Consider the following 19,985-nt stretch of genomic DNA (forward strand, 5'->3'; position numbering starts at 1 on the left):
TCGCACCGCCCGATCAGGCACCGTGTGCATAGATGTCGAGATCGAGCACCAGACCGCGTTCGCCGATCTGGCACAGCGTCGATGGTTGCAGGATCACGCGCTCATTGCCCGTCGCGAGAAACAGCCCGCAAAAGACGCGGCCATTGTAGCGCGCCGACAGCGCGCGCCACGCCGTCAGATCGGGCAACAGCGTCGCGAACAATGCGACAATTTGTCCGTCGAGATTGATCGCTTCGTTGCCATCGACATCCAGGCGCCAGCGGCCGGTGGTGGCGATTTGCGCGGTCGTCGCCGAGGTCAGCCATTTGCCGCCCTTGCTCACCGCGACGGTCGGGGCCGCACCGAGGCGGGCGGTGATCTCGGCCGGGTCGAGATCGTCACCGTCGAAGCCGAGCAAGGCGATGGTTCGGTGCAGGCTACCCATGTTGCTCCCATGATCCGGTGAAACGGCGCGACGGCGCCACATCGCCAAAAGACGTAAACAAATTCAGGATTTTCCCCTGTGTTTTTGTAAGAAAGTGCTGATCAGCCCGTTTACCGCACCGAAAGGCGCCGGGACCTATCGTCGGCGCATGCTGCTGCTGCTCGCGGTACCCGCCCTGTTGCTGATCAATGCCTTTACCGTGCTGCGGTTCTGGCAGGACAAGCAGCGTGCCATCGCCGGGGCGTGGCCCATTCCCGAATCAGACCTGCTGGCGCTGGCATTGGTCGGCGGTTCGCCGGGGGCGTTGCTCGCGCGCCGCCTGTTTCGGCACAAGACCCGCAAGGAGCCCTTTTCGACCTTGCTGCTGCTGATCGCCATGGCGCAGGTCGGCGCACTGGTCGGTTACCTGCTCGCGCGACCCTGAGCGGAGCGGCGCCCGCGATCAGGCGCGCGCGGTCGAGCGCAGCAGGTCGATCGTCCGGCGCTCGAAGTCCTGCGGCGCGCGTGCCGCCTCGGTGAGCATCGCGCGATCAAGCGCCAGCGCGACGCGGCCATCGGCCAGCATCAACCCTTCGTCACAGGCCGTGGTCAGCGTGCCGAGATCGTGAAGTGCCGTGACCAACGTCAGCCCCTGATCGACGCATGCGCGGAGTGCCTGGCGAAGATCGAACGCGGCGACCGGATCGAGCCAGTTGAACGGCTCATCGAGGATGACGAGGGCGTTGCCGCCGGCAAAGGCCAGCGCGATGGCGGCACGCTGGCGCATCCCGGCGGAACAGTCGCCGATCCAGCGATCACGCAGCTGATCGATGCCCAGCGCCACCCCGACCGCGCCAAGTCGGTCGCGCGCGGTGTCGCGATCCGAACCGGCCAAAGCGAGCAGGTCGCGCACACGCAAGGCCTCGGGCAGGCGATCGGCGGGCGGGGCGAAGCCGAAGTGCGCGGCGCGCGCGGTGCGATCGGTGGCGAGATCATGGTCGTCGATCAGGCAGCGGCCGGCGGCGAAGGGCAGCCGCCCGGCCAGCGCGCGGAGCAGGCTGGTCTTGCCCGAGCCATTGGCGCCGATCAGCCCGAACCAGCTTCCGTGCGGGATGGCGAAGCCGACATCGCTGACCACCCGCGTTCCGCCGCGATCGACCGACACCCCGTCGATGAGAATGGCGGCGGTCATCGCAACAGCCATGTCATCGCGCCGGCGCGGCGCGACAATTGCCACAGGATCGCCGCCGCGACGAATGGCAGCAGCATCGGCATGGCCGCGCCGGTGACGATGACGACCATCGCGCAGCCGCCGACGACGAGATCGGCGGTGCGCCGGGCATGGATGCGATAGGCGAGGATGCGCGTCGCCATCAGCAGCAGGCTCGCCGCCGCCACCACACCCACCAGGCCGGCGACGAGCGGCGTCGCCGTCGCGAGGCAGATCGGGACGGCGAGCAGGGTGAAGACGAGCGTGGCGCGGGCGCGCCGCGCGATGATAGCCCATGCCGGATGACCCGACAGCGTCATGAAGCGCACCACGCCGTCGTCGAGCGCGGTCAGCGCCAGCGCGGTGATCGCCGTCACCAGCGCCGCGAGCACCGGGGCGGCGGCGGCTTCGTCGCGCGCCGTGGCGACGAGTATGAGCAGCAACGGGATCGCACCGGCTGCCCCGGCCAAGGGCTGTTCCAGCCAGCACCACAGCGCCCTGCTATCGAACGGGCGCAGGCCAGCAAATTGCGGGGTGGCGAAACGCTGTGCCAGAAACGATCCCAGATGGCGGATTGTCGCACCGACCAGATAGCCCGCTATGGCGATCGCGAGCAGCGTGGGCCGGGCGACGAGTGTAGCGAGTGCGGTCCCGGCCAGCGCAACGGCGTGGCCGGCGAGGGCATAGTGCCGGCGGCTTGCCGGTATCAGCGCATCGGCGGCGAGCACGCCGTCATAGGCGTGAAAGGCGAGGCGGCGCTCGATCAGCCGCGCGGTTGCCGCGCCGACCAGGAAGGCGAGGGTGGCAACCGCGACCGCCGCGACGATGAAGGCGCGGTCGCCCAGCGCGGCGCGCGCCACGGCAAGCGCGACGACCAGCAAGACGAGCCCAAGCAGGCGGTCGGTCCAGTTGGGGAAGGCGGCGTGGGCCTCGTTGCGGATGATCGTCGCGTCGTACCGGAACAGGTCGGTCGCGCGCTTTCCCCCCGCCCTGCTCGTCATCTTCACCTCCCGACCCGTCGCCGGTTCTAGGCACGATGCGGCGCGAATGCAGCAGACAAAACCAGAGCAATGGGTCGCAAAATTCACGGATATAACGCCGGTTGGAACGGCGGCGACGAAATTTCGTCCTTCCGGCACTGGCATTCAGTGCCTCGTTCAGATTAGGTCGAGGCGCGAGGTGGCAGACAACCAACCCACGTTCCGGGATGATGGCAAACATGAAGCGCGACCACAGGATGATTCGGGGCAGAGCGGGGCTGGCGCGCGGGGTCGCGCTGCTGGCGATGTGTGGGCTGGCGATCGGCCCGGCGATCGGCGCCGCGCCGCGACAGGCCGGCCAGAACACGGCGCCGGTCGCGCCGCGACCGACGCCCAGCGCGCCCGCTCAGCCCATCGCGCCCGCTACGGCAAGCGTCGCGCCATTGCCGGCGCTGACGCCGGCGCAGGCGGCGGAGTTGCGCACGCTGCTTGCCGCCGATGATCTGGCGCAGGGCCTGCGCCAGGCGCCGTCGGCGACCGCCAGGACGCTCGAGGGGGATTCGCTGGTCCGCGCTGCGCTCGATCATTCGCGCGCGGTCCATGCCGGTCGGCTCGCCACGGCCGATTTCGACCACAACTGGGGTCTGCGGCCACTGTCGTTCGACCCGCTGCCGGGCTTTGCCGATGCGGTGCGGCGCGACCGGCTGGCGGCGTGGATCGCCGCGCTGCCGCCGCCTTATGCCGGCTATGACGGCCTGGTGGTGGGTCTCGACCGCTATCGCGGCATCGTTGCGGCGGGCGGCTGGACGACGCTTGACGCCGGGCCCGACATGGCACTCGGCGCCAGCGGGCCGCGCGTACTGGCGCTGCGCCAACGGCTCGCGGTGGAGGACAAGGATGTCATCGCCACCGGCGATACGTTCGACGCCGAGCTTACCAAGGCGGTGCAGCGCGTGCAGGGGCGCTACGGCCTAAATCCGACGGGCGTGGTGTCGAAGCAGACGCTTGCCGCGCTTAACGTGCCGGCGACCGAGCGCGTACGCCAGATCATGGCCAATCTCGAGCGCTGGCGCTGGCTGCCGCCAACCTTGCCGCGCGACCGCATCCAGGTGAACATCGCCGCTGCGGTGGTGACGGTGTTCGATGGTGACGTGCCCGTCATGTCGATGCGCGGCGTGACGGGCCGGCCCGGCCATGAGACGCCGATGCTGTCGTCGACGATCAACAGCATCGTCATCAACCCGCCCTGGAACGTGCCGGATTCGATCGCGACCAAGGAATTGTGGCCCAAGGAGCGCAAGAGCCCCGGCTATCTCAAGCGCAACGGCTTCGTCGTGATCGGCGGCACGCGGCTGCAGCAGTCGGCGGGGGACAAGAGCGCGCTTGGCCGCTACAAGTTCGATTTCGACAATCCCTATTCGGTGTATCTCCACGACACGCCGTCGCGCGCCAAGTTCGACAGCTTCAGCCGGCTCGCCAGCCATGGTTGCGTGCGGTTGCAGAAGCCGGCCGATCTGGCGGAGTTGATGCTGCGCGGCGATCCGGCATGGTCGGCCGACGCGATTGCGGCGGCAGTCGCGACGGGCAAGACCCAGCGCGTTGCGCTGACCAAGCCGGTGCAGGTCTATCTGCTGTACTGGACGGCCTTTGCCAGCGCGAGCGGGCAGATGAATTTCCGTGACGATCCCTATGGCTGGGACCGCACGCTGGCGAGCAAGATCGAGGCGCGTTCGGGCGGGCTGGTGCTGCCCGATCTCGAGCGGATGGCAAAGGGAGCATGACGATGATCCGCACGAAAATGGCCGCTGCCGCTTTGGTGCTGGCAGTGGCGACGCTGGCGGGCTGCGACCGGCCCACGCCGCAACCGGCGGCGAGCGACAATGCGGTGCCGGCCGATGAGGGCACGCCGGTCGACGCCAATGTCGAAACCAATCTGGCCGAAGCGGCGCCCCCGCCCCCGGCGAGCGCGGCCCCGGCCGAAGCTTCGGCCGCCGCCTCGCGCGCGGCGCCGCCCGCACCCGACGCCCAGACGCTCGACGATGCCGATGCGACCGGCATGACGGCGCGCGTCCACCGCGGCGAGGAGACGGTGACGAACACCACGCCCTAGCTGCCCGGCGGCGGCGCCCAGGACCGCCGACCTAGGGAAGCTACGCATGTTGCTGCTGCGGCCCCTGTCCTAACCCGGCCGGGTCGATCGATCGGGCAGGGATAGCAGCGTGGACGTGTCGCCGCCGGCAACGGTCGAAGTTCCCGCGGCGGGGCGCCCGCCGATCTATCGGCTCGAGGCGCTGACCAAGACCTATGGCCAGGGCGCCAACGCAGTGCATGCCTTGCGCGGGGTCGATCTGACCGTCGACGAGGGCGCGATGGTCGTGCTGCTCGGTCCGTCGGGTTCGGGCAAGTCGACCCTGCTCAACATCCTGGGCGGACTCGACGCGGCGACTTCGGGTCATGCCTGGTTCCACGACCGCGACGTCACCGCGCTCGACGACGATGCGCTGACCGAATATCGCCGACACAGCGTCGGCTTCGTCTTCCAGTTCTACAATCTCGTCGCGTCGCTCACCGCGCGCGAGAATGTGGCGTTGATTACCGAAATCTCCGACCATCCGATGGACCCGGCCGAGGCGCTGGCGCTGGTCGGGCTCGACGCGCGGCTCGACCATTTCCCGGCGCAGCTGTCGGGCGGCGAGCAGCAGCGCGTCGCGATCGCGCGCGCCATCGCCAAGCGCCCCGAGGTGCTGCTGTGCGACGAGCCGACCGGCGCGCTCGCCAGCGAGACCGGTACGCGCGTGCTGGCGGCGCTCGATCAGGTCAATCGCGAACTCGGCACCACCACCTTCGTGATCACACACAATGCCGTGATCGCGGGCATTGCCGATGAGGTGCTGCTGTTCGGCGACGGTCGCATTACCGGGCGGCGGCACAATGCCAGCCGTGTCGCGCCGATGGGGCTGAACTGGTGATGCGGCTGCGCTCGACCATGACGGTCAAGCTGTTCCGCGACTTCTGGCGGCTGCGCAGCCAGGCGGTGGCGATCGCGCTGGTGATCGCCGCGGGCGTGGGGACGCTGATCATGGCGGTCGGGTTGATCAGCTCGCTCGGCGCGACGCGCGACAGCTATTACGACCAGACGCGCTTCGCCGACATCTTCGCCCCTTTGGTGCGCGCGCCCGAGACGCTGATGGCGAATATCCGTCTACTTCCCGGCGTGGCGGCAGCGGACAGCCGGATCACGACGCGCGCGACGCTCGACGTGCCGCAGGTCGCGGAACCGGTTACCGCGCGGGTCCATTCGCTGCCGCCGGCGCGTCCGTCGGCGCTCAACCAGCTCGTCCTGCGCGCCGGCCGCCTGCCCGATCCGCGTCACCCCGAGGAAGTCGTCGCCAATACCGCTTTCGTGACGGCGGCCGGGCTGGTGCCCGGCGACCGGTTCGGCGCGGTGCTTTACGGCAAGCAGGTCGAGCTGCGGCTGGTCGGCGCGGTGCTCAGCCCCGAATATATCTATGCGCTGACCCCGGGGCAGATCTTTCCCGACAACCGGCGCTCGGCGATCCTGTGGATGGGGCGCGAGCCGCTGGCAGCTGCGCTCAACCTCAACCAGTCGTTCAACGACGTGCTGGTGCGGCTTGCACCGGGCGAGCGGCCGGCGGAAACCGAGCGCCGCCTCGATCTGCTGCTCGCGCCCTATGGCGGGGTCGGTGCCTATCCGCGCGACCAGCAGGTGTCGCACCGCTTCGTCACCGACGAGATCAGTCAGCTGACGACGATGGCGACGCTGATGCCACCGGTGTTCCTGCTCGTCGCGGCGTTCCTGCTCAACATCGTGCTCGCGCGGCTCGTCGATACCGAGCGCGAGGTGATCGGGCTGCTCAAGGCGTTCGGTTTCCCGGTCCGCGCGATCATGCTGCATTATGTCCAGCTGGCGGTGCTGCTCGCGCTTGGCGGGCTGGCGCTGGGCGTCGCGCTGGGCGAATGGCTCGGGCGCGGCATGGCGGGGATCTACCAACGCTTCTTCACCTTCCCGTTCCTTGCCTTCCGGATCGATGCCGACGCCTATCTGCTGGCGGCGGCGGCGACGCTGATGCCGGTGATGCTCGGCGCGGCAACGGCGGTGTGGCGCGCGGCACGGCTGTCGCCCGCCGATGCGATGCGGCCCGAGGCGCCTGCGGATTATTCGGGCCATGCCGTAACCCATCTCGCCGCCGCGCTCGGCCCCGACGAGCCGAGCCGGATCATCCTGCGCGGGCTGATGCGCCGCCCGCTGCGTTCGGCGCTGACCGTCGTCGGGCTGGCGGCGGCGTTGATGCTGCTTGTCGCGTCGCAGAGCCCGATGGGCAGCATCGGCCGAATGATCGACCTGGGCTTCGGCATTGCCGACACCTCGGATCTCGCCATCACCTTCGCCGAGCCGCGCGACGCGCGCGCCTTGCACGAGCTCGAGCGCATCCCCGGCGTGCTGCGCGTCCAGCCGTTCCGCGCGGTCGGGGCGCGGATCCGCGCGGGCCAATACGAGGTGCGCGAGGGGCTGTCGGGCGTCGCGCCGAGCGGCACGCTGTCGCGGACGGTCGACATCCTCGGCCAGACGTCCGATCCGCCGCCCGCCGGGGTCGTCATCACCGGCCGGATGGCGCGTCAGCTCCATGTCGGCGTCGGCGACACGATCGCGGCGGCGGTCACCGATGGCGAGCGCCCGGTGCTGCACCTCGCGGTCGCCGCGGTGCTCGACAGCCCGTTCGGCGGCTCGGCGACGCTCGACCGTGCCGAACTCGACCGGCTGCTGCGCGAGGGCGATATGCTGTCGGGGGCCTATCTGCAGGTCGATGCCCGCGCGCTGCCCGGCATCTATGCCCGGCTGAAGGTCAGCCCGATGGTCGCCGCGGTTACCGTCCGCGCGGCGACGCTGCAGACGATGAACGACACGCTCGTGCAGAATTTCAATATCCAGACCTTCTTCTACACCGGTCTGGCGATGCTGGTGGTGGTCGGGGTGGTCTATAACAGCGCGCGCATCAGCCTGTCGGAGCGCGCGCGCGACCTCGCCTCGCTGCGCGTGCTCGGCTTCCGCCGCAGCGAAGTGGCGTTCGTGCTGCTCGGCGAGCAGGCACTGCTCGTGCTGCTGTCTTTGCCGCTCGGCATCTGGGCGGGGATCGAGTTGTGGCGCTTCCTGATCAGCCGCTTCAGCACCGACATCTTCACCATCCCCTTCTTCATCGAACCGCGCGTGCCTGCGCAGGGCGTGCTCGTCGTGGTGGCCGCCGCCGGCGCGACCGCGCTGCTCATCCGCCGTCGCGTCGACCGGCTCGATCTCGTTCGCGCGCTCAAGACCAGGGAATGACCATGGCAGGCAAGCTCATCACCGGACCGCGCGTCATCATCGTGCTGATCGCGCTGGTCGTCGGCGCGGCGCTGTTCTTCGCGACGCGCAAGGCGCCGGTCGAGGTCGAGGCGAGCGCGGTCGTGCGCGGGCCGATCACCGTCACGGTCGACGATCTCGCCGAGACGCGGGTGCGCGACCTCTACACCGTGTCGGCGCCGATCACCGGCGAACTGCTGCGCGTGCCGCTCAAGCCCGGGGCCGAGGTCGTTGCCGGCACGACGCTGCTGGCGCGGATCCAGCCGGCCGAGCCGGGCGTGCTCGACGCGCGTGCGCTGGCGCAGATCGAGGGCAATGTCCGTGCGCTGGAGGCGCAGGCCGCGGCGGCACGCGCGCAGGTCGGCGATGCGCTGGCATCGCTCACGCTGGCCGATCGGCAGCTGGCGCGGGCCGCGACGCTGCGCGAGCGCGGCTTTGCCACCCAGGCCGCGCTCGACGTTGCGCGCGCCGCGCGGGATCGTGCGCGGGCGGCGATCGGTGCCACCCGCCAGGCCGAACGCGCGGCGCGCGAGAGCGTCGCCGCGGCGCGCGCCGGGCTGATCGTGCCGGGCACGCGCGCTGCCGGGCGCGGTATCGTCGATGTGCGATCGCCGGTGTCGGGCACCGTGCTGACCGTGCCGCAGGAAAGCATGCGCGTGGTGGTTGCGGGGACGCCGCTGGTCGCGGTCGGCGATCCGGCGCGGCTCGAGATGGTTACCGACCTGCTCTCCGCCGATGCGGTGCAGGTCGTGCCCGGCGCGGCGGTGTCGGTCGAGGACTGGGGCGGCGCGCGACCGCTCAAGGGGCGGGTACGGCTGGTTGAACCCAATGGCTTCCTCAAGGTTTCGGCGCTCGGCGTCGAAGAGCAGCGCGTCAACGTCGTGATCGACTTCGCCGAGCCGCGCGCGGTATGGGTGCGGCTCGGCCATGGCTTTCGCGCGACGGTGCGGATCGCTGTGTGGTCGGCGCGCGACGCGGTGCTCGTGCCGATCAGCGCGTTGTTCCGCAACGGCAATGACTGGCAGGTGTTTCGCATCATCGGCGGCAGGGCGCACGCGTCGACCGTGTCGATCGGCCGGATGAACGCCGATGTCGCCCAGGTGCTGGGCGGGCTGGCGCCGGGCGATCATGTGATTCTCCATCCCGGCGACAAGGTCGGGGATAGCGTGAAGGTTCGCGTCGCGCGCGAACGGACGCTGTAGACGTCACCCGTGCATAGCGAAGGCGACGACTTTGACGCCTTCAGTCTATAATGACAATGAGCCCGCGCTCCTATGAGCCCTCGCACGGCGGAACCGAGGTGCGATCGGCCGGTTGATAGGTGCGCCTGGCCTGCGTTTAAGTATTGAGGACCGTGAGCGTGGCCCGTATCATTGTTGCCGAAGATGACGAGATCATATCCGAGCTGCTTCAGGAAGCGCTGATCCGGGCTGGGCATGGCGTGGGCGTCCTTGCCGATGGCAACGAAGCACTGCGCGTGATCCGGGCGCGCAAGCCCGATCTCGTGATTCTCGACTGCAACTTGCCCGGCCTTTCCGGCGTGCTGATCCTGCAGGAACTGCGCAAGAGCCAGAAGACCTGGGGCCTGCCTGTTCTGATGCTCACGGGTCGACGCAGCGAGGCCGACGTCGCGCTCGCGATGTTCGCCGGTGCCGACGAATATATGAAGAAGCCCTGCGATCCGGAGGAAGTCGTATTCCGGATCGAGGAGATGCTGGCCAAGAAGGCGGCCCCTGTTCCTGCACGGCGGGCGCTATAGGCTTCAGGCCTTCGGGGCCCCGAATCCGGCGTTGACGCCGGCACCGGTTACAGAACGCGTTTCAGATCATTGTTGTGCAGCACGGCGGCGACGCGGCGCACCAGTTCTTCGGGTTCGAACGGCTTCACGAGGAAGTCGTTCGCGCCGGCGAACATCGCATTGTCATGGGTCTCCTCGGTGCGCGAGCCGGTCAGCATCAGGATGGGCATCAGATAGGTGTTCGATTGCCCGCGAATGCGTCGCAGGATCTCGATCCCCGACATGCTGGGCAGCGCGCAATCGAGGATCGCCAGGTCGGGTCGCTTGAACAGGATGGTGTCGCACGCAAGCGCGCCGTTCGCGATGACACCGACGAGGTGGCCGGCCTCCGTCAGGATCTCCCGCACCCGTTCGCCGGCAAGGTCGTCGTCTTCGACATAGATGATGCGTGCCACGTGCGGAGTCCCTGTGTTGCGGAGGTTGGTGCATCGTGCTGAAACGCCGGTCCCGGTTTCCAGCAACAACGTTGCGACAATGAATATCCGGCGCAGTGAGACCCATCCTGGGCTCGCTGCGCCGGTGGGCCAACGCGCCACGACCGCGCCGAGACCCATGTGCGATGACATTCGCGGTTGCCGGCATCCGCTTGCCCACCAGGCGCCGGCATTTTACACCATCGCAGCGTGCGCAATCGTCCCCAACGCGCAGCGTGGCGTTCGATCAGGCCGCGCAATGGAGCGCTTCGGAGACGTGTCTGAGCAGCGTGAGCCGATCCGCGCCGGACCCATGGCGCATTTCGTTTTCCAATCCTGACGCAACATCCCCCAGCGCCGCTTCGCCGAACATGCCGGCGGTGCCGGCAAGCTTGTGCAGCATCGACTCGATCTCGTCATATTCCGCGTCGGTACATGCCGCTCGCGCGATCAGTGCTTGCAGCGCGGCCAGCGTCTCCGCCTTGCGCGCGTCATATCGGTCGCGGAGCGCTTTGGACGGTCCCCGGACGGCATGCGTTACTTCTGCAGTCGGGGCTTCCGCGACCCAGTCGGTGAGGACCGCCGCCAGATCGCGCAGCCGCACCGGCTTCGCGAGGTGCGCCTGCATTCCCGCTTCGAGGCACGCTTTCCGATCGTCGGCATAGGCGTTCGCCGTCAGCGCGACGATCGGCAGCGACTTTGCGTCATATCCCGCGGCGCGAATGCGCCGCGTCGCTTCCAGCCCGTCGACGACCGGCATCTGGACGTCCATCAGAACGAGTTGGTAAGGCCTTCCGCTCGCCGCAGCGACGGCCACCATCTCGATGGCCTGCTGGCCGTTGTCGGCGATGTCGGCGTCCATGCCGGCGCGCGCGGCCATCGTGCGCATCAGTTCCTGGTTGATGTCATGGTCCTCGGCTATCAGCACGCGCGGTGTCGCGCGCCTGTCAGGAGCAGCTAGCCGAGCCTCTCCCTCGTCGACGGTCGGCACGGCGGGCGTGTCGGGTCCACTGGCGAAGGGCAGGCGGAGCGTGAAGGTCGTGCCGACGCCGACTTCGCTTTCGACCGTCAACGTGCCGTGCATCAGCTTGGTCAGGTCGCTGCTGATCGACAGGCCGAGGCCCGTCCCGCCATATTTGCGCGCGGTCGAACTGTCCGACTGCGCGAATTGCTGGAAGATCACCTCGAGGCGATCCGCCGGAATCCCGATACCGGAGTCGGTGACATCGATCCGCATCGTCGCTTCGGTGTCCGGATCGAGCATCACGTCCACGCGAACGCTGCCGCGGTCGGTGAACTTCAGCGCGTTGCCGAGCAGGTTCAGCACGATCTGCCGGACGCGCAGCGGATCGCCGACGACGACATTGGGCAAGTTCGGATCGACCGTGAGGGTGAGCGCTACGCCCTTGGCGCTGGCGACGGGCTCCATGAGTTTGATGCAACCGTCGAGCTTGTGACGCAGGTCGAACGGTTCGCTGGCTATTCCCATCTTGCCCGATTCGATCTTCGAGATGTCGAGAATGTCGTTCAACAACCGCATCATGGCCCGACCGGAATCCGCGATCAACTGTGTATAGCGATGCTGCTCTTCGGTCTGTTCGCTGTCGAGCAGCAATTCGGTGAAGCCCATCACGCCATTCATCGGCGTACGTATCTCATGGCTCATATTCGCCAGGAATTCCGCTTTCGCCGCGGCGGCCACCTCTGCGCGGACACGCGCCTCCAGCAGGGCCAGCTCCAGGGTCTTGCGATCGGTGATATCGCGGATCGACGAGATCACCTCTTTCGGATCGCCGGTCACGGCGTCGCGCACCACGCCTGAATTCGCTTCGAGCCACACATAGTCACCGGGCGAACCGTGCCGCTCGGAGCGGTACGCCACGACGATGCGTTCGTTTCGCCCGGACGTCAGGCTGGCGTACGCATCCAGCACGGCTTGTTCGTCATCCGGGTGGAAGCGCGTGAGCATGGCGTGCCCGACCAGGTACTTCGGGTCGATGCCCAGCACGTCGCGGCTCGATGGCGATGCGTAGATGCAACGGCCGGTCAGATCGAGGTGCAGAATGGCGTCGGTTGCATGCGTCGCGAGCAGCGAAAGCTGCGCGTCCCGCTCGGCAAGCTTGCCTTCGGCATGCTTTCGATCCGTGATGTCGAGCGTTACGCCGATGAAGCCCAGCAAATCGCCATTGGCGGCCAGTTCCGGCCCACCAAGGACATCGACCCAGGTGCAATGCCCATCGGGGTGAAGCCAGCGATATTCGTCGCGATAGGTGTCGCGGCGGACCACGGCCTCGGCCCAGGTCCGCGCGACGCGCTCCACGTCATCCGGGTGGACCGCGGTACCCCAGCCGTCGCCGACGGCCTGTACTGCGGTCAAACCCGACATTCGGAGCCACATCGGGTTGATGTACGTGCACTTGCCGTTCGCGTCCGAGCGGAAGATGCCGGCGGGTGCCAGGTTCGCCAGCGCCTCGAAGCGGCGCTCGCTCTCGATCAAGGCCGCATTGGCGCGGTGCTGCTCGCTGACGTCGATCGCGACGCCGATGAAGCCGGCAATGGTGCCGCCATCCTCGACCTCGGGCGCGGACATCAGATCGACCCAACGCGGGCTTTCGCCACGACGGTGAAAGCGGAACCTTCCGCGGAAGCGCTTGCCGTTGCCGATCGCCTCCATCCAGGTTTCATGGACAGAAGCGCGGTCGTCCGCGTGGATCGCATCGACCCAGCCGGCGCCAAGCGCGGACGCGGCATCAAGCCCCGAGATACCGAGCCAGGCGTCGTTCACATAGGTGCAGAACCCGAAGGGATCGGTGCGGAAGATGCCCGCGGGCGACAGTCCGGCGAGTGCGCCGAAGCGCTGCTCGCTGTCGCGCAGCGCGTCGACCGCCTCGCGCAGACTCGTGATGTCGGTATGCGTTCCGACCATCCGACGGACGCCGGTTTCGGGATGCACCGTCGCCACCGCCATGGCACGGGTCCATTGCCAGCCGTCGTCCGCGCCCCGGATCCGGTATTCGAGTTCGACCTTCGCAAGCTGTCCCCGCGCGCAGGCGGCGAATTGTGCGAGGACATGATCGCGGTCGTCGGGATGGAGGCGGTCGGTGAGCCATCTTTGCGGCCGTACCACGCTGCCGTCGGGGTATCCGAACATCGACCGCCAGGTCGAGGAAACGAAGGTTTCGCCGGTCTCGAGGTCGATGTCGAACACGCCCATGTCGGCGCTTTCGATGGCGAATTTCCATCGCCGCTCGGCGTCGGCGAGGGCGGTGGTCATCCGCCTACTCGCGGTCACGTCACGCAGGATCGCGGTGCTACGATCCTCGCCTGCTTCATTGACCCAGCGATTGAACTGGACATCGACGAACAACTCGCCGCCATCCGGCCGATGGATCCGCACGATCCCCTGCGGTAGACTGGTGGGCTCGTCCTGACCGCCGTCTCCCGCCATCAGCGTTCGGATGTCGACCCCGAGCAGCGCCGGTTCGTATCGGCCGAAGATCTCGCTTGCGGTCTTGTTCGCGGAGATCACTCGCGCATCGCCGTCGAGCAGCAGGATCGCGACCATTGCCGTGTCGACGATCGAGCGATTCTCGAATTCGCGTGCGGCGACCTCGCGCGTCTTGAACTCGACCTGGCGGTGAATATAGGCGGCGCGGCGCGAATGCGACAGCAAGAGAAGGGCGAATGCAAGTGTCAGCGCGATCCCGCCGAACAGGATCAGCTGGGGTTCGCTGGTTCCGACACTGCCTTCGAATGCCGGCGTGCTGTTCCACACGATCGTCCAGCGCTGTTCCATCACCGGCAAGGTGTGCGTTACGGAATAGGCGGGCGCGCTCGTGCGAGCCGCTTCGGCGCTCGTGTAGATCGTGTTTTCGCGCGCAATGCCCGCGCCGTCATAAACGGAGATCTCGAGATTTTGCCCCTGGCTCGCGCTAAGCCCGGCCATGAATCGCGGCGCGATGAACGGCGCGTAGATCCATCCGCGAAAGGCGGCGCGCCGCTCGGCAACGGTGCGTAGTGGCTGGCCAAGTCGGTAGACCGGCCGCAGGAGGAGGAAGCCGGCGCTCTGGTGGGTATCCTGTACCAGGAAGATGCGCCTGGTGATGGTCGCCTTGCCGGAGTCGCGCGCATGGATCGCGGCATCGCGCCGATTGGCTTCAAAGGCGATGTCGAGGCCGACCGCGGCGGTGTTGGCTGCAACCGGCTCGATATAGGTGATCGCGAAGATGTCGTGTTTGCCCGTGTCCGGATGAAGCTTCAGATGAGAAACCCCATGGGAACTGGCTTGCGCGAGAAACTGCGCGATCTGCGATCGTTCGACCGGTTCGACATAGCCGATCCCGTTGATCCCGGGCAGCCGCGCGCGGATATCGAGAACGTCGATATAGGCCTTCCAGTCGGCGAGCGACACGTCGTCCGATGCTTCGAACAGCGCTGCGCCGCCGTCGAGGCTTTGCCGGTACGAATCGAGCCGGTGAAGCAGCGCCTGTTCATTGTCCGCCGCCACCGCCTCGAACGTGGCGAGATTGCGCTGATAGGTAGTGACGCTGGTGATCTTCCAGGCCGCAAGCGTGGCGCCGACGAGCACGAACATCGCGAGCACCATCGTCGCCGTGAGGGTCGCAACCGGTTGGCCCCGCCACGTCATTTTCGCCCGTCGCCACGGGCTCAGCAGCGCGATCGGGACGACGATGACGATGCCCATCATGTCGCCGGCCCACCAGGTCAGCCAGTTGCGCAGCGCGAACGCTGCCGGCATCGTGCCGGTCGCGCGGAGTGTGGCAACGCCCAGCGTCGCCGCGACGACACAGGCCAGGGGCCCCGAGATCAGCGCAAGCCATGCGACATCGCCGGGCCGCGCGATCGCGATCGGTTCGCCAAAGCGGCGCCGGATCAGGCGGTGCGCGAGTATGGCCTGCAAGGTCGAGCCGATCGCGATGCCGACCGCGTTGACGGCGGCAAGCGCCTGCAGTCCCTCGCCATCGACGACGTGACCGATCGCCGCGTTGACCACGAACGAGCCCAGCAGGATACCGGGCCACAGGTAGCGACCGAAGAGCAGCAGGCCAGCCAATGCGAGGCCCGAGGCGGGCCAGATCAGCGTCGCATAGCCGGGCGGCACAGCCAGCCGCAGCCCCAGCCAGCCCGCGACGGCATAGGCCAGGGCGAACAGCCAGATCCGACTCATCGACGCCAGCGTGTTTATGTGTGCCGGCGTCGGGGCACGGTCTCGGCTACGGGTCATGGCTCGCGATCCGTCAATCGCGCGTCGGCGATTCCGCCGCGTCATGCGCCTCGATCATGTCGTCGGAGCGCGGTGTGTCCGATGTGGTCGCCAAGCGATGCTTGCGCCGCTCCAGCGCAACCATCACCTGTCGCGCCAGATCTTCGAGGATCTGGCGCTGATCCTCCGCGAACACGTCGCGCGGCTTGCTGTCGATGACGCAGAGGGTCCCCAGCCTGTGCCCTTCGGCGGTTTCCAGCGGGGTGCCGGCATAGAAGCGTATCGACGGATCATTCACGACGAACGGATTGTTCATGAAGCGACCATCGCGGGTAGCGTCGGGAACAACCATGGTTTCTTGCCCGCGGATCGCGTGCGCGCAAAATGCGATCGACCGGGGCGACTCCTGGAGATCGAGGCCGACGCGTGCCTTGAACCATTGACGGTTCTCGTCGATCAGCGAAATCAGCGCGATCGGGGCATCGAGCGCGTCCGCGGCGGCGCGGACGATCGCGTCGAATTCCGGCTCGTTCGGTGTATCGAGCAGGCGATAACCGCGCAACGATTGCAGTCGTTCAGTTTCGTCCGTCACGCTATACATTGAACGTCACCTGCAAGATCGAATCGCCTGTCGGCGGCGATGGCTTTGGGTGCCGGCCGAGAGATGTGTCGTCCGCCGGCGCACCGCGCATGGTCCAGTATAGAGGATCAATGCTTGGTGCATCGATTCAAGCGCGACGATTCCCCCGGGCATTGCCAGTCCTGGCTGTCTTGAACAAGCAGCATTGATGAAGTTGTCCTGCGGCCACGGGGATTTCACCTGGCGCGAACGACGCGCTGGGCTTGCTACGGGACTTCCCCGAGTTGGGTGCAGTACAAAATCGGTGCAATATCTGCTGCCTGTTGTCGTAGTCGAGAGTAGTAACGTGCTAATAATAAAGCAATCGGCAACACTCTTCCGACGAAGATCCGACAACGCCGATTTCGCCGAAGGAGCCCGCAGCGAGGCGGTTAGCAAGGGTCCGCTGATCTTTGTTGCCTGTGGAATGATGTCATACCTGCCGGCGGAGCGAGCGGCGCTGTGGATACGCTGCGCGTCGGGTGATCTCGAAGCAATCGATGCCGAGCGGATCGTGCGGCAATGGTTTCAGCCCGGCGACGGTGCGGACCGGCGCTGAAGCGGGAACTTCGCCACGGCGGCGATGCTCTCGTCCGCCATCCGGGTCGCGCCGGGGTAGTTTGGTCACGGCCAGCCGTCTGCGACGGGCGGCGCGCTATAATGTTCGAGCAGCGGCAATTCCCGGGACCGATCGGGATGAACGCGCGGGCCCGCGCCGCCGATGGCGGGGCGGGCAATGCTGAGACCGTGATCAATCATCGAAGTTGGGGCGCCGCTTGAGGATACTCTTCTACCTGCCGGTGATCACCCCCTGGTGGTTCGACCATATCGTCGCGCCGCTGATCCGTTGCCTGGCGGGCGAGCATGAGGTTCATGTCCTCGCGCCGGTCCCCTGGCAGGGCACCGGCATCGGGCCGCGCGAGCTCGATTCGGTGGCAGACCTCACCGAGGTGAAGTGGCATATCGTCGATGGTGATGGCCACCCGACGATGCGGACCGAGCCCCGCGATCGCGCGGGCATCGTGGCCTTCGCTCGCGCACTCGCGCCCGATTACGTGCTGTGCCGGTCGGCGGATTGCGAGACGGTCCGCGCCTTTCCCGGGGTCGTTCGCCACATGATGGAGGGCGGTGCGCCGCCGCTCGCGATACCAGCGGACTGGATCGTCCTGCAGGAGGAGCCGTTCGATCACGGCCTGCTGCCGCCGCTGGACGGCGATCAGCGCGATGTGCTCGATCGGCTGATCGCACCGCTATGGAAAACGCTGACGGGCGGCGTCGACGCAATCACGCCGCTGCGTTCATGGGCCCCGCTTCCGGCTGATCGGCCGCTGCTCGCGTTGCCGCTCGAATATGAGCATGAGGAAAACTTCTTTCCGATGCACCGCGTCGGCGCGACGCCGAACCATCGGCTGATTGCCGAACTGGCCGAGCGGATCGACGATCGCTTTAGCGTCGCGGTCACCAACCACCCGCTCAACGAACAGCATATCGACAACAGCGCGCTCGAAGCCGAGATCGCGGCGCATCCGCAGATGCGGTTGCTCGCGGGCGCCAGCCCGGATGGCGAGAGCGCGACAATGGCGTTGGCGCGCGCCGCCGATGGCATGCTGATCGGCGATTCGAAGGTCTATGCGCTCGCCGGCTTCCTCGGCACGCCGATGCTGCGCCAATCGCGCTTCCGAACCGGCGCCTGGCTGAACGCCTATGCCGATCTCGCAACCTTCCTGGGCGATGTGGCCGCGGGCACGGCGCACCGCCCCGACCAGGCAGCGGCACGGATCTGGTTCGCCTTTCACGTCGCCAACAATCTGCTCGATCCCGACGATCCGGCACTGACGGCGTCGGACCTGCTGGCGCGACTGGATCGTCCGGTCGATCCGGCGCGCTGGGCGGCCGGCTTTGCGCGCCTCGACGCCGTTCTGGCGGCGGCGCCGCAATGAAACACTGCGTTCCGCGTCCGGCGAAATCGGAACCGCTGCGTTGCCTCTGCGGCGGTCAGTCGATCGTCAATCCCTTGAGGCCGTCAGCCCGCCAGTCACGGATCAGGGCATCGAAGGCGATCGGGCCGCCACCATAATATTCGTCCGCCAGGGAGATGCCGCCGCGCCCGTAAATCGGATGGCCCTGTTGCTGCGCGGAGGCGCCATAGGAATTACCGAAGTCGAAGCCCGTGGCGAAGATCATGCAATCGCCGGCATCGACGGTCACCCGAGCGCGATCACGCCCTCCGATGCCAGTGCACCGATCTCGCCATCGCCCATCCCGAGCAGGCGCGAGAGCACTTCACCGCTATGCTCGCCCAGTCGCGGCGCCCGCACCGGTGCCCCGCGCACCGCCGACGGCAAGGTAGCGAACGGCCCCGGCGCGGCATAATCGAGGCCGCTCGGATTGTCGGTTCGCCCGAATATCGGATTCTCGGTCACCAGCACGGGATCATTCGCCGCCGCGGTCATGCTGCCGTAAAAGCCGAAACAGCCGCCCTTTGCGGTCAGCGCCGCCTCCAGCGCCGCCCGGTCCCATGCTGCGACCCGCGCCTCGACCAGCGGGAACAGCGCGTCGCGGTGCGCGAAGCGAACGCCCTCGTCGCTTGCGAAGGAAACGCTGCGCGCCTGCTCGATCGCCGCAACTTCCGCCGCGATTCCGAGCACCTCGACCATGCCGCTCCACTGACGCGGCGTGATCGCCATCAGCATCAGCCGCGCGCCATCTTTGGTGGTGAAGTCGCGCCCGAACGCACCATAGACCGTGTTGCCGAGCCGCGCACGGTCCTGCCCTTCCAGAACGGTTTCCGCGAGCATCCCGAGATTGGCGACCGTGCCGATCGCGACATCGGCCAGCGGGATGCGGACTTCCTGGCCCAGCCCGGTCGCGTCGCGATGCCGGATCGCGGCAAGCATCGCGAAGGCGGCGTATGAGCCCGTCAGCAGATCCCAGGCCGGCAAAACATGATTGACCGGTTCGTCGCCCAGTTCGGCCGGGCCGGTCATGCCGGGAATGCCGACCGCGGCATTGACGGTATAGTCGAGCGCGGGCCCGCCATTGGCCTGCCCCATGATCCGCACGGTGACGAGATCGCGGCGCAGCGCGGCAAGCGTGTCGTGCGCCAGAAACCCGTCGACGGGAAAGTTGGTGATGAACTGCCCGCTCGACACCGCCAGCCGCTGCATCAGCGTGCGCCCCTCGGGTCGCGACAGGTCGAGCGCCACCGACTTCTTGGCCCGGTTGAGATTTTCCCAATAGAGGCTGAAGCCGCTCGGTCCGCGCGGCCAGCGGCGAAAGTCGGGCCCGCCGCCGGTCTGGTCGATGCGGATCACCTCGGCGCCCATCTGCGCGAGATATAGCCCCGCGGTGGGCGAGGCGACGAACGAGGAGGCCTCGATCACAATGAGGCCGGACAGCAGCTGATACATCAGGCGCCCGCCAGCGCGACGATCGCCACCGCCGACACGTTCTTGATCGGCGCGCTGCAATCGAAATCGCTGCCCGTGCCGCGAAAAGGGTCGACGAAGTCGACCGGGACGCTGTGCGTCGCGATCACCCGCGCGATCACCTCACCTGTGCCGACCAGCATCGCGGCCGCGCCGTCGCCCTTCGTCAACTCGCCTTCCGATGCCGGTCGCGCCTTGCGCAGATCGGCGGCGATGCACAGCTGGGTCCGCCCGCCGTCCAGCGCCGAAAGCAGCGCGCTGGTTCCGGCGCGCAGGCTCCCCTTCGCATCCGACGCGCGGACATCATCACTGAGCGCCAGTGCCTCCCTGACCACCCCGGCATTGAGCCGGTCGGCAAAGGGCAAGATGGTGGAGGCCAATGTCAGCCCGCGCACCGTCGCGCGGGCCACGCCGGTCAGGCAATCGCGTGCCACCTCGACCGCCATGGTCAGCGCGTCCTCGTCCCAGTTCGCCGCCGCGTGCTCGCCCTTGGCAAGCCCGCCCAGGCCCAGCGCGAACCATTTGTTGGCCGCGGGCGAGCATTCGCAGCG

The 19,985-nt window shown here is 67.6% G+C and carries 18 protein-coding genes; 9 read left to right on the plus strand and 9 right to left on the minus strand.

Annotated features, from left to right (window positions below; all coding sequences use genetic code 11):
- Positions 1-13 precede the first annotated feature (13 nt).
- The gene (locus U1839_RS10835) at positions 14-424 is read right to left on the minus strand and encodes a DUF4279 domain-containing protein (protein ID WP_332803649.1); all 411 of its coding nucleotides are present in this window, start codon (positions 422-424) and stop codon (positions 14-16) included.
- Positions 425-518: 94 nt separating this feature from the next.
- Between U1839_RS10835 and U1839_RS10840 the strand changes: the two genes are divergently transcribed.
- The gene (locus U1839_RS10840) at positions 519-848 is read left to right on the plus strand and encodes a DUF1294 domain-containing protein (protein WP_443030604.1); all 330 of its coding nucleotides are present in this window, start codon (positions 519-521) and stop codon (positions 846-848) included.
- 18 nt (positions 849-866) lie between these two features.
- Here the strand turns inward: U1839_RS10840 and U1839_RS10845 are convergent, their stop codons facing one another.
- Both U1839_RS10845 and U1839_RS10850 read right to left on the minus strand, forming a co-directional pair.
- Entirely contained in the window at positions 867-1,595 is a 729-nt protein-coding gene (locus U1839_RS10845) for an ATP-binding cassette domain-containing protein (protein ID WP_332803650.1), read from the minus strand.
- Complete coding sequence (locus tag U1839_RS10850; RefSeq protein ID WP_332803651.1) at positions 1,592-2,614, minus strand: hypothetical protein; 1,023 nt, start codon at positions 2,612-2,614, stop codon at positions 1,592-1,594. The genes U1839_RS10845 and U1839_RS10850 overlap by 4 nt, the downstream gene beginning before the upstream one ends.
- Positions 2,615-2,832: 218 nt before the next feature.
- Here U1839_RS10850 and U1839_RS10855 point away from each other — a divergent pair, with 218 nt between their 5' ends.
- From U1839_RS10855 to U1839_RS10880, 6 genes are all read left to right on the plus strand, one after another.
- Positions 2,833-4,374 (plus strand): L,D-transpeptidase family protein, encoded by a 1,542-nt coding sequence (locus tag U1839_RS10855; RefSeq protein ID WP_332803652.1) that lies wholly within the window; start codon positions 2,833-2,835, stop codon positions 4,372-4,374.
- A 2-nt stretch (positions 4,375-4,376) separates the two neighbouring features.
- Positions 4,377-4,703, plus strand: a complete 327-nt coding sequence (locus U1839_RS10860) for a hypothetical protein (RefSeq protein WP_332803653.1) — start codon at positions 4,377-4,379, stop codon at positions 4,701-4,703.
- 109 nt (positions 4,704-4,812) lie between these two features.
- Positions 4,813-5,562: an ABC transporter ATP-binding protein gene (locus U1839_RS10865; protein WP_332803654.1), complete on the plus strand. Its 750-nt coding sequence runs from the start codon at positions 4,813-4,815 to the stop codon at positions 5,560-5,562.
- Entirely contained in the window at positions 5,562-7,934 is a 2,373-nt protein-coding gene (locus U1839_RS10870; protein WP_332803719.1) for an ABC transporter permease, read from the plus strand. The genes U1839_RS10865 and U1839_RS10870 overlap by 1 nt, the downstream gene beginning before the upstream one ends.
- Positions 7,935-7,936: 2 nt before the next feature.
- Positions 7,937-9,154 carry an efflux RND transporter periplasmic adaptor subunit gene (locus U1839_RS10875; RefSeq protein WP_332803655.1) on the plus strand — a complete coding sequence of 406 codons (1,218 nt, stop codon included), beginning with the start codon at positions 7,937-7,939 and terminating at the stop codon, positions 9,152-9,154.
- Positions 9,155-9,312: 158 nt separating this feature from the next.
- On the plus strand, positions 9,313-9,711 hold the full coding sequence (locus tag U1839_RS10880) for a response regulator transcription factor (protein WP_332803656.1): 399 nt from the start codon (positions 9,313-9,315) through the stop codon (positions 9,709-9,711).
- A 47-nt stretch (positions 9,712-9,758) separates the two neighbouring features.
- Here the strand turns inward: U1839_RS10880 and U1839_RS10885 are convergent, their stop codons facing one another.
- The 3 genes from U1839_RS10885 to U1839_RS10895 all read right to left on the minus strand — a co-directional run bounded on the left by U1839_RS10885 (position 9,759) and on the right by U1839_RS10895 (position 15,988).
- On the minus strand, positions 9,759-10,304 hold the full coding sequence (locus tag U1839_RS10885; protein WP_332803657.1) for a response regulator: 546 nt from the start codon (positions 10,302-10,304) through the stop codon (positions 9,759-9,761).
- A gap of 106 nt (positions 10,305-10,410) precedes the next feature.
- Positions 10,411-15,408 (minus strand): PAS domain S-box protein, encoded by a 4,998-nt coding sequence (locus U1839_RS10890; RefSeq protein ID WP_332803658.1) that lies wholly within the window; start codon positions 15,406-15,408, stop codon positions 10,411-10,413.
- Between the two features lie 13 nt (positions 15,409-15,421).
- Complete coding sequence (locus tag U1839_RS10895; protein ID WP_332803659.1) at positions 15,422-15,988, minus strand: GAF domain-containing protein; 567 nt, start codon at positions 15,986-15,988, stop codon at positions 15,422-15,424.
- Positions 15,989-16,175: 187 nt separating this feature from the next.
- Here U1839_RS10895 and U1839_RS10900 point away from each other — a divergent pair, with 187 nt between their 5' ends.
- Together U1839_RS10900 and U1839_RS10905 are read left to right on the plus strand one after the other, a co-directional pair.
- Positions 16,176-16,565 carry a hypothetical protein gene (locus tag U1839_RS10900; RefSeq protein ID WP_332803660.1) on the plus strand — a complete coding sequence of 130 codons (390 nt, stop codon included), beginning with the start codon at positions 16,176-16,178 and terminating at the stop codon, positions 16,563-16,565.
- Between the two features lie 217 nt (positions 16,566-16,782).
- On the plus strand, positions 16,783-17,946 hold the full coding sequence (locus tag U1839_RS10905; protein ID WP_332803661.1) for a hypothetical protein: 1,164 nt from the start codon (positions 16,783-16,785) through the stop codon (positions 17,944-17,946).
- A 55-nt stretch (positions 17,947-18,001) separates the two neighbouring features.
- Here U1839_RS10905 and U1839_RS10910 read toward each other — a convergent pair whose 3' ends face one another.
- Genes U1839_RS10910 through U1839_RS10920 form a run of 3 tightly spaced genes read right to left on the minus strand, consistent with a single transcriptional unit; the run spans position 18,002 to position 19,880 of the window.
- Positions 18,002-18,214, minus strand: a complete 213-nt coding sequence (locus U1839_RS10910; RefSeq protein ID WP_332803662.1) for a hypothetical protein — start codon at positions 18,212-18,214, stop codon at positions 18,002-18,004.
- Positions 18,211-19,416, minus strand: a complete 1,206-nt coding sequence (locus U1839_RS10915; protein ID WP_332803663.1) for a CoA transferase — start codon at positions 19,414-19,416, stop codon at positions 18,211-18,213. The genes U1839_RS10910 and U1839_RS10915 overlap by 4 nt, the downstream gene beginning before the upstream one ends.
- Entirely contained in the window at positions 19,416-19,880 is a 465-nt protein-coding gene (locus tag U1839_RS10920) for a hypothetical protein (protein ID WP_332803664.1), read from the minus strand. The genes U1839_RS10915 and U1839_RS10920 overlap by 1 nt, the downstream gene beginning before the upstream one ends.
- Between the last annotated feature and the right edge of the window lie 105 nt (positions 19,881-19,985).

It is taken from the genome of Parasphingomonas halimpatiens, from assembly GCF_036663795.1.
Taxonomy (GTDB): Bacteria; Pseudomonadota; Alphaproteobacteria; order Sphingomonadales; family Sphingomonadaceae; genus Sphingomonas.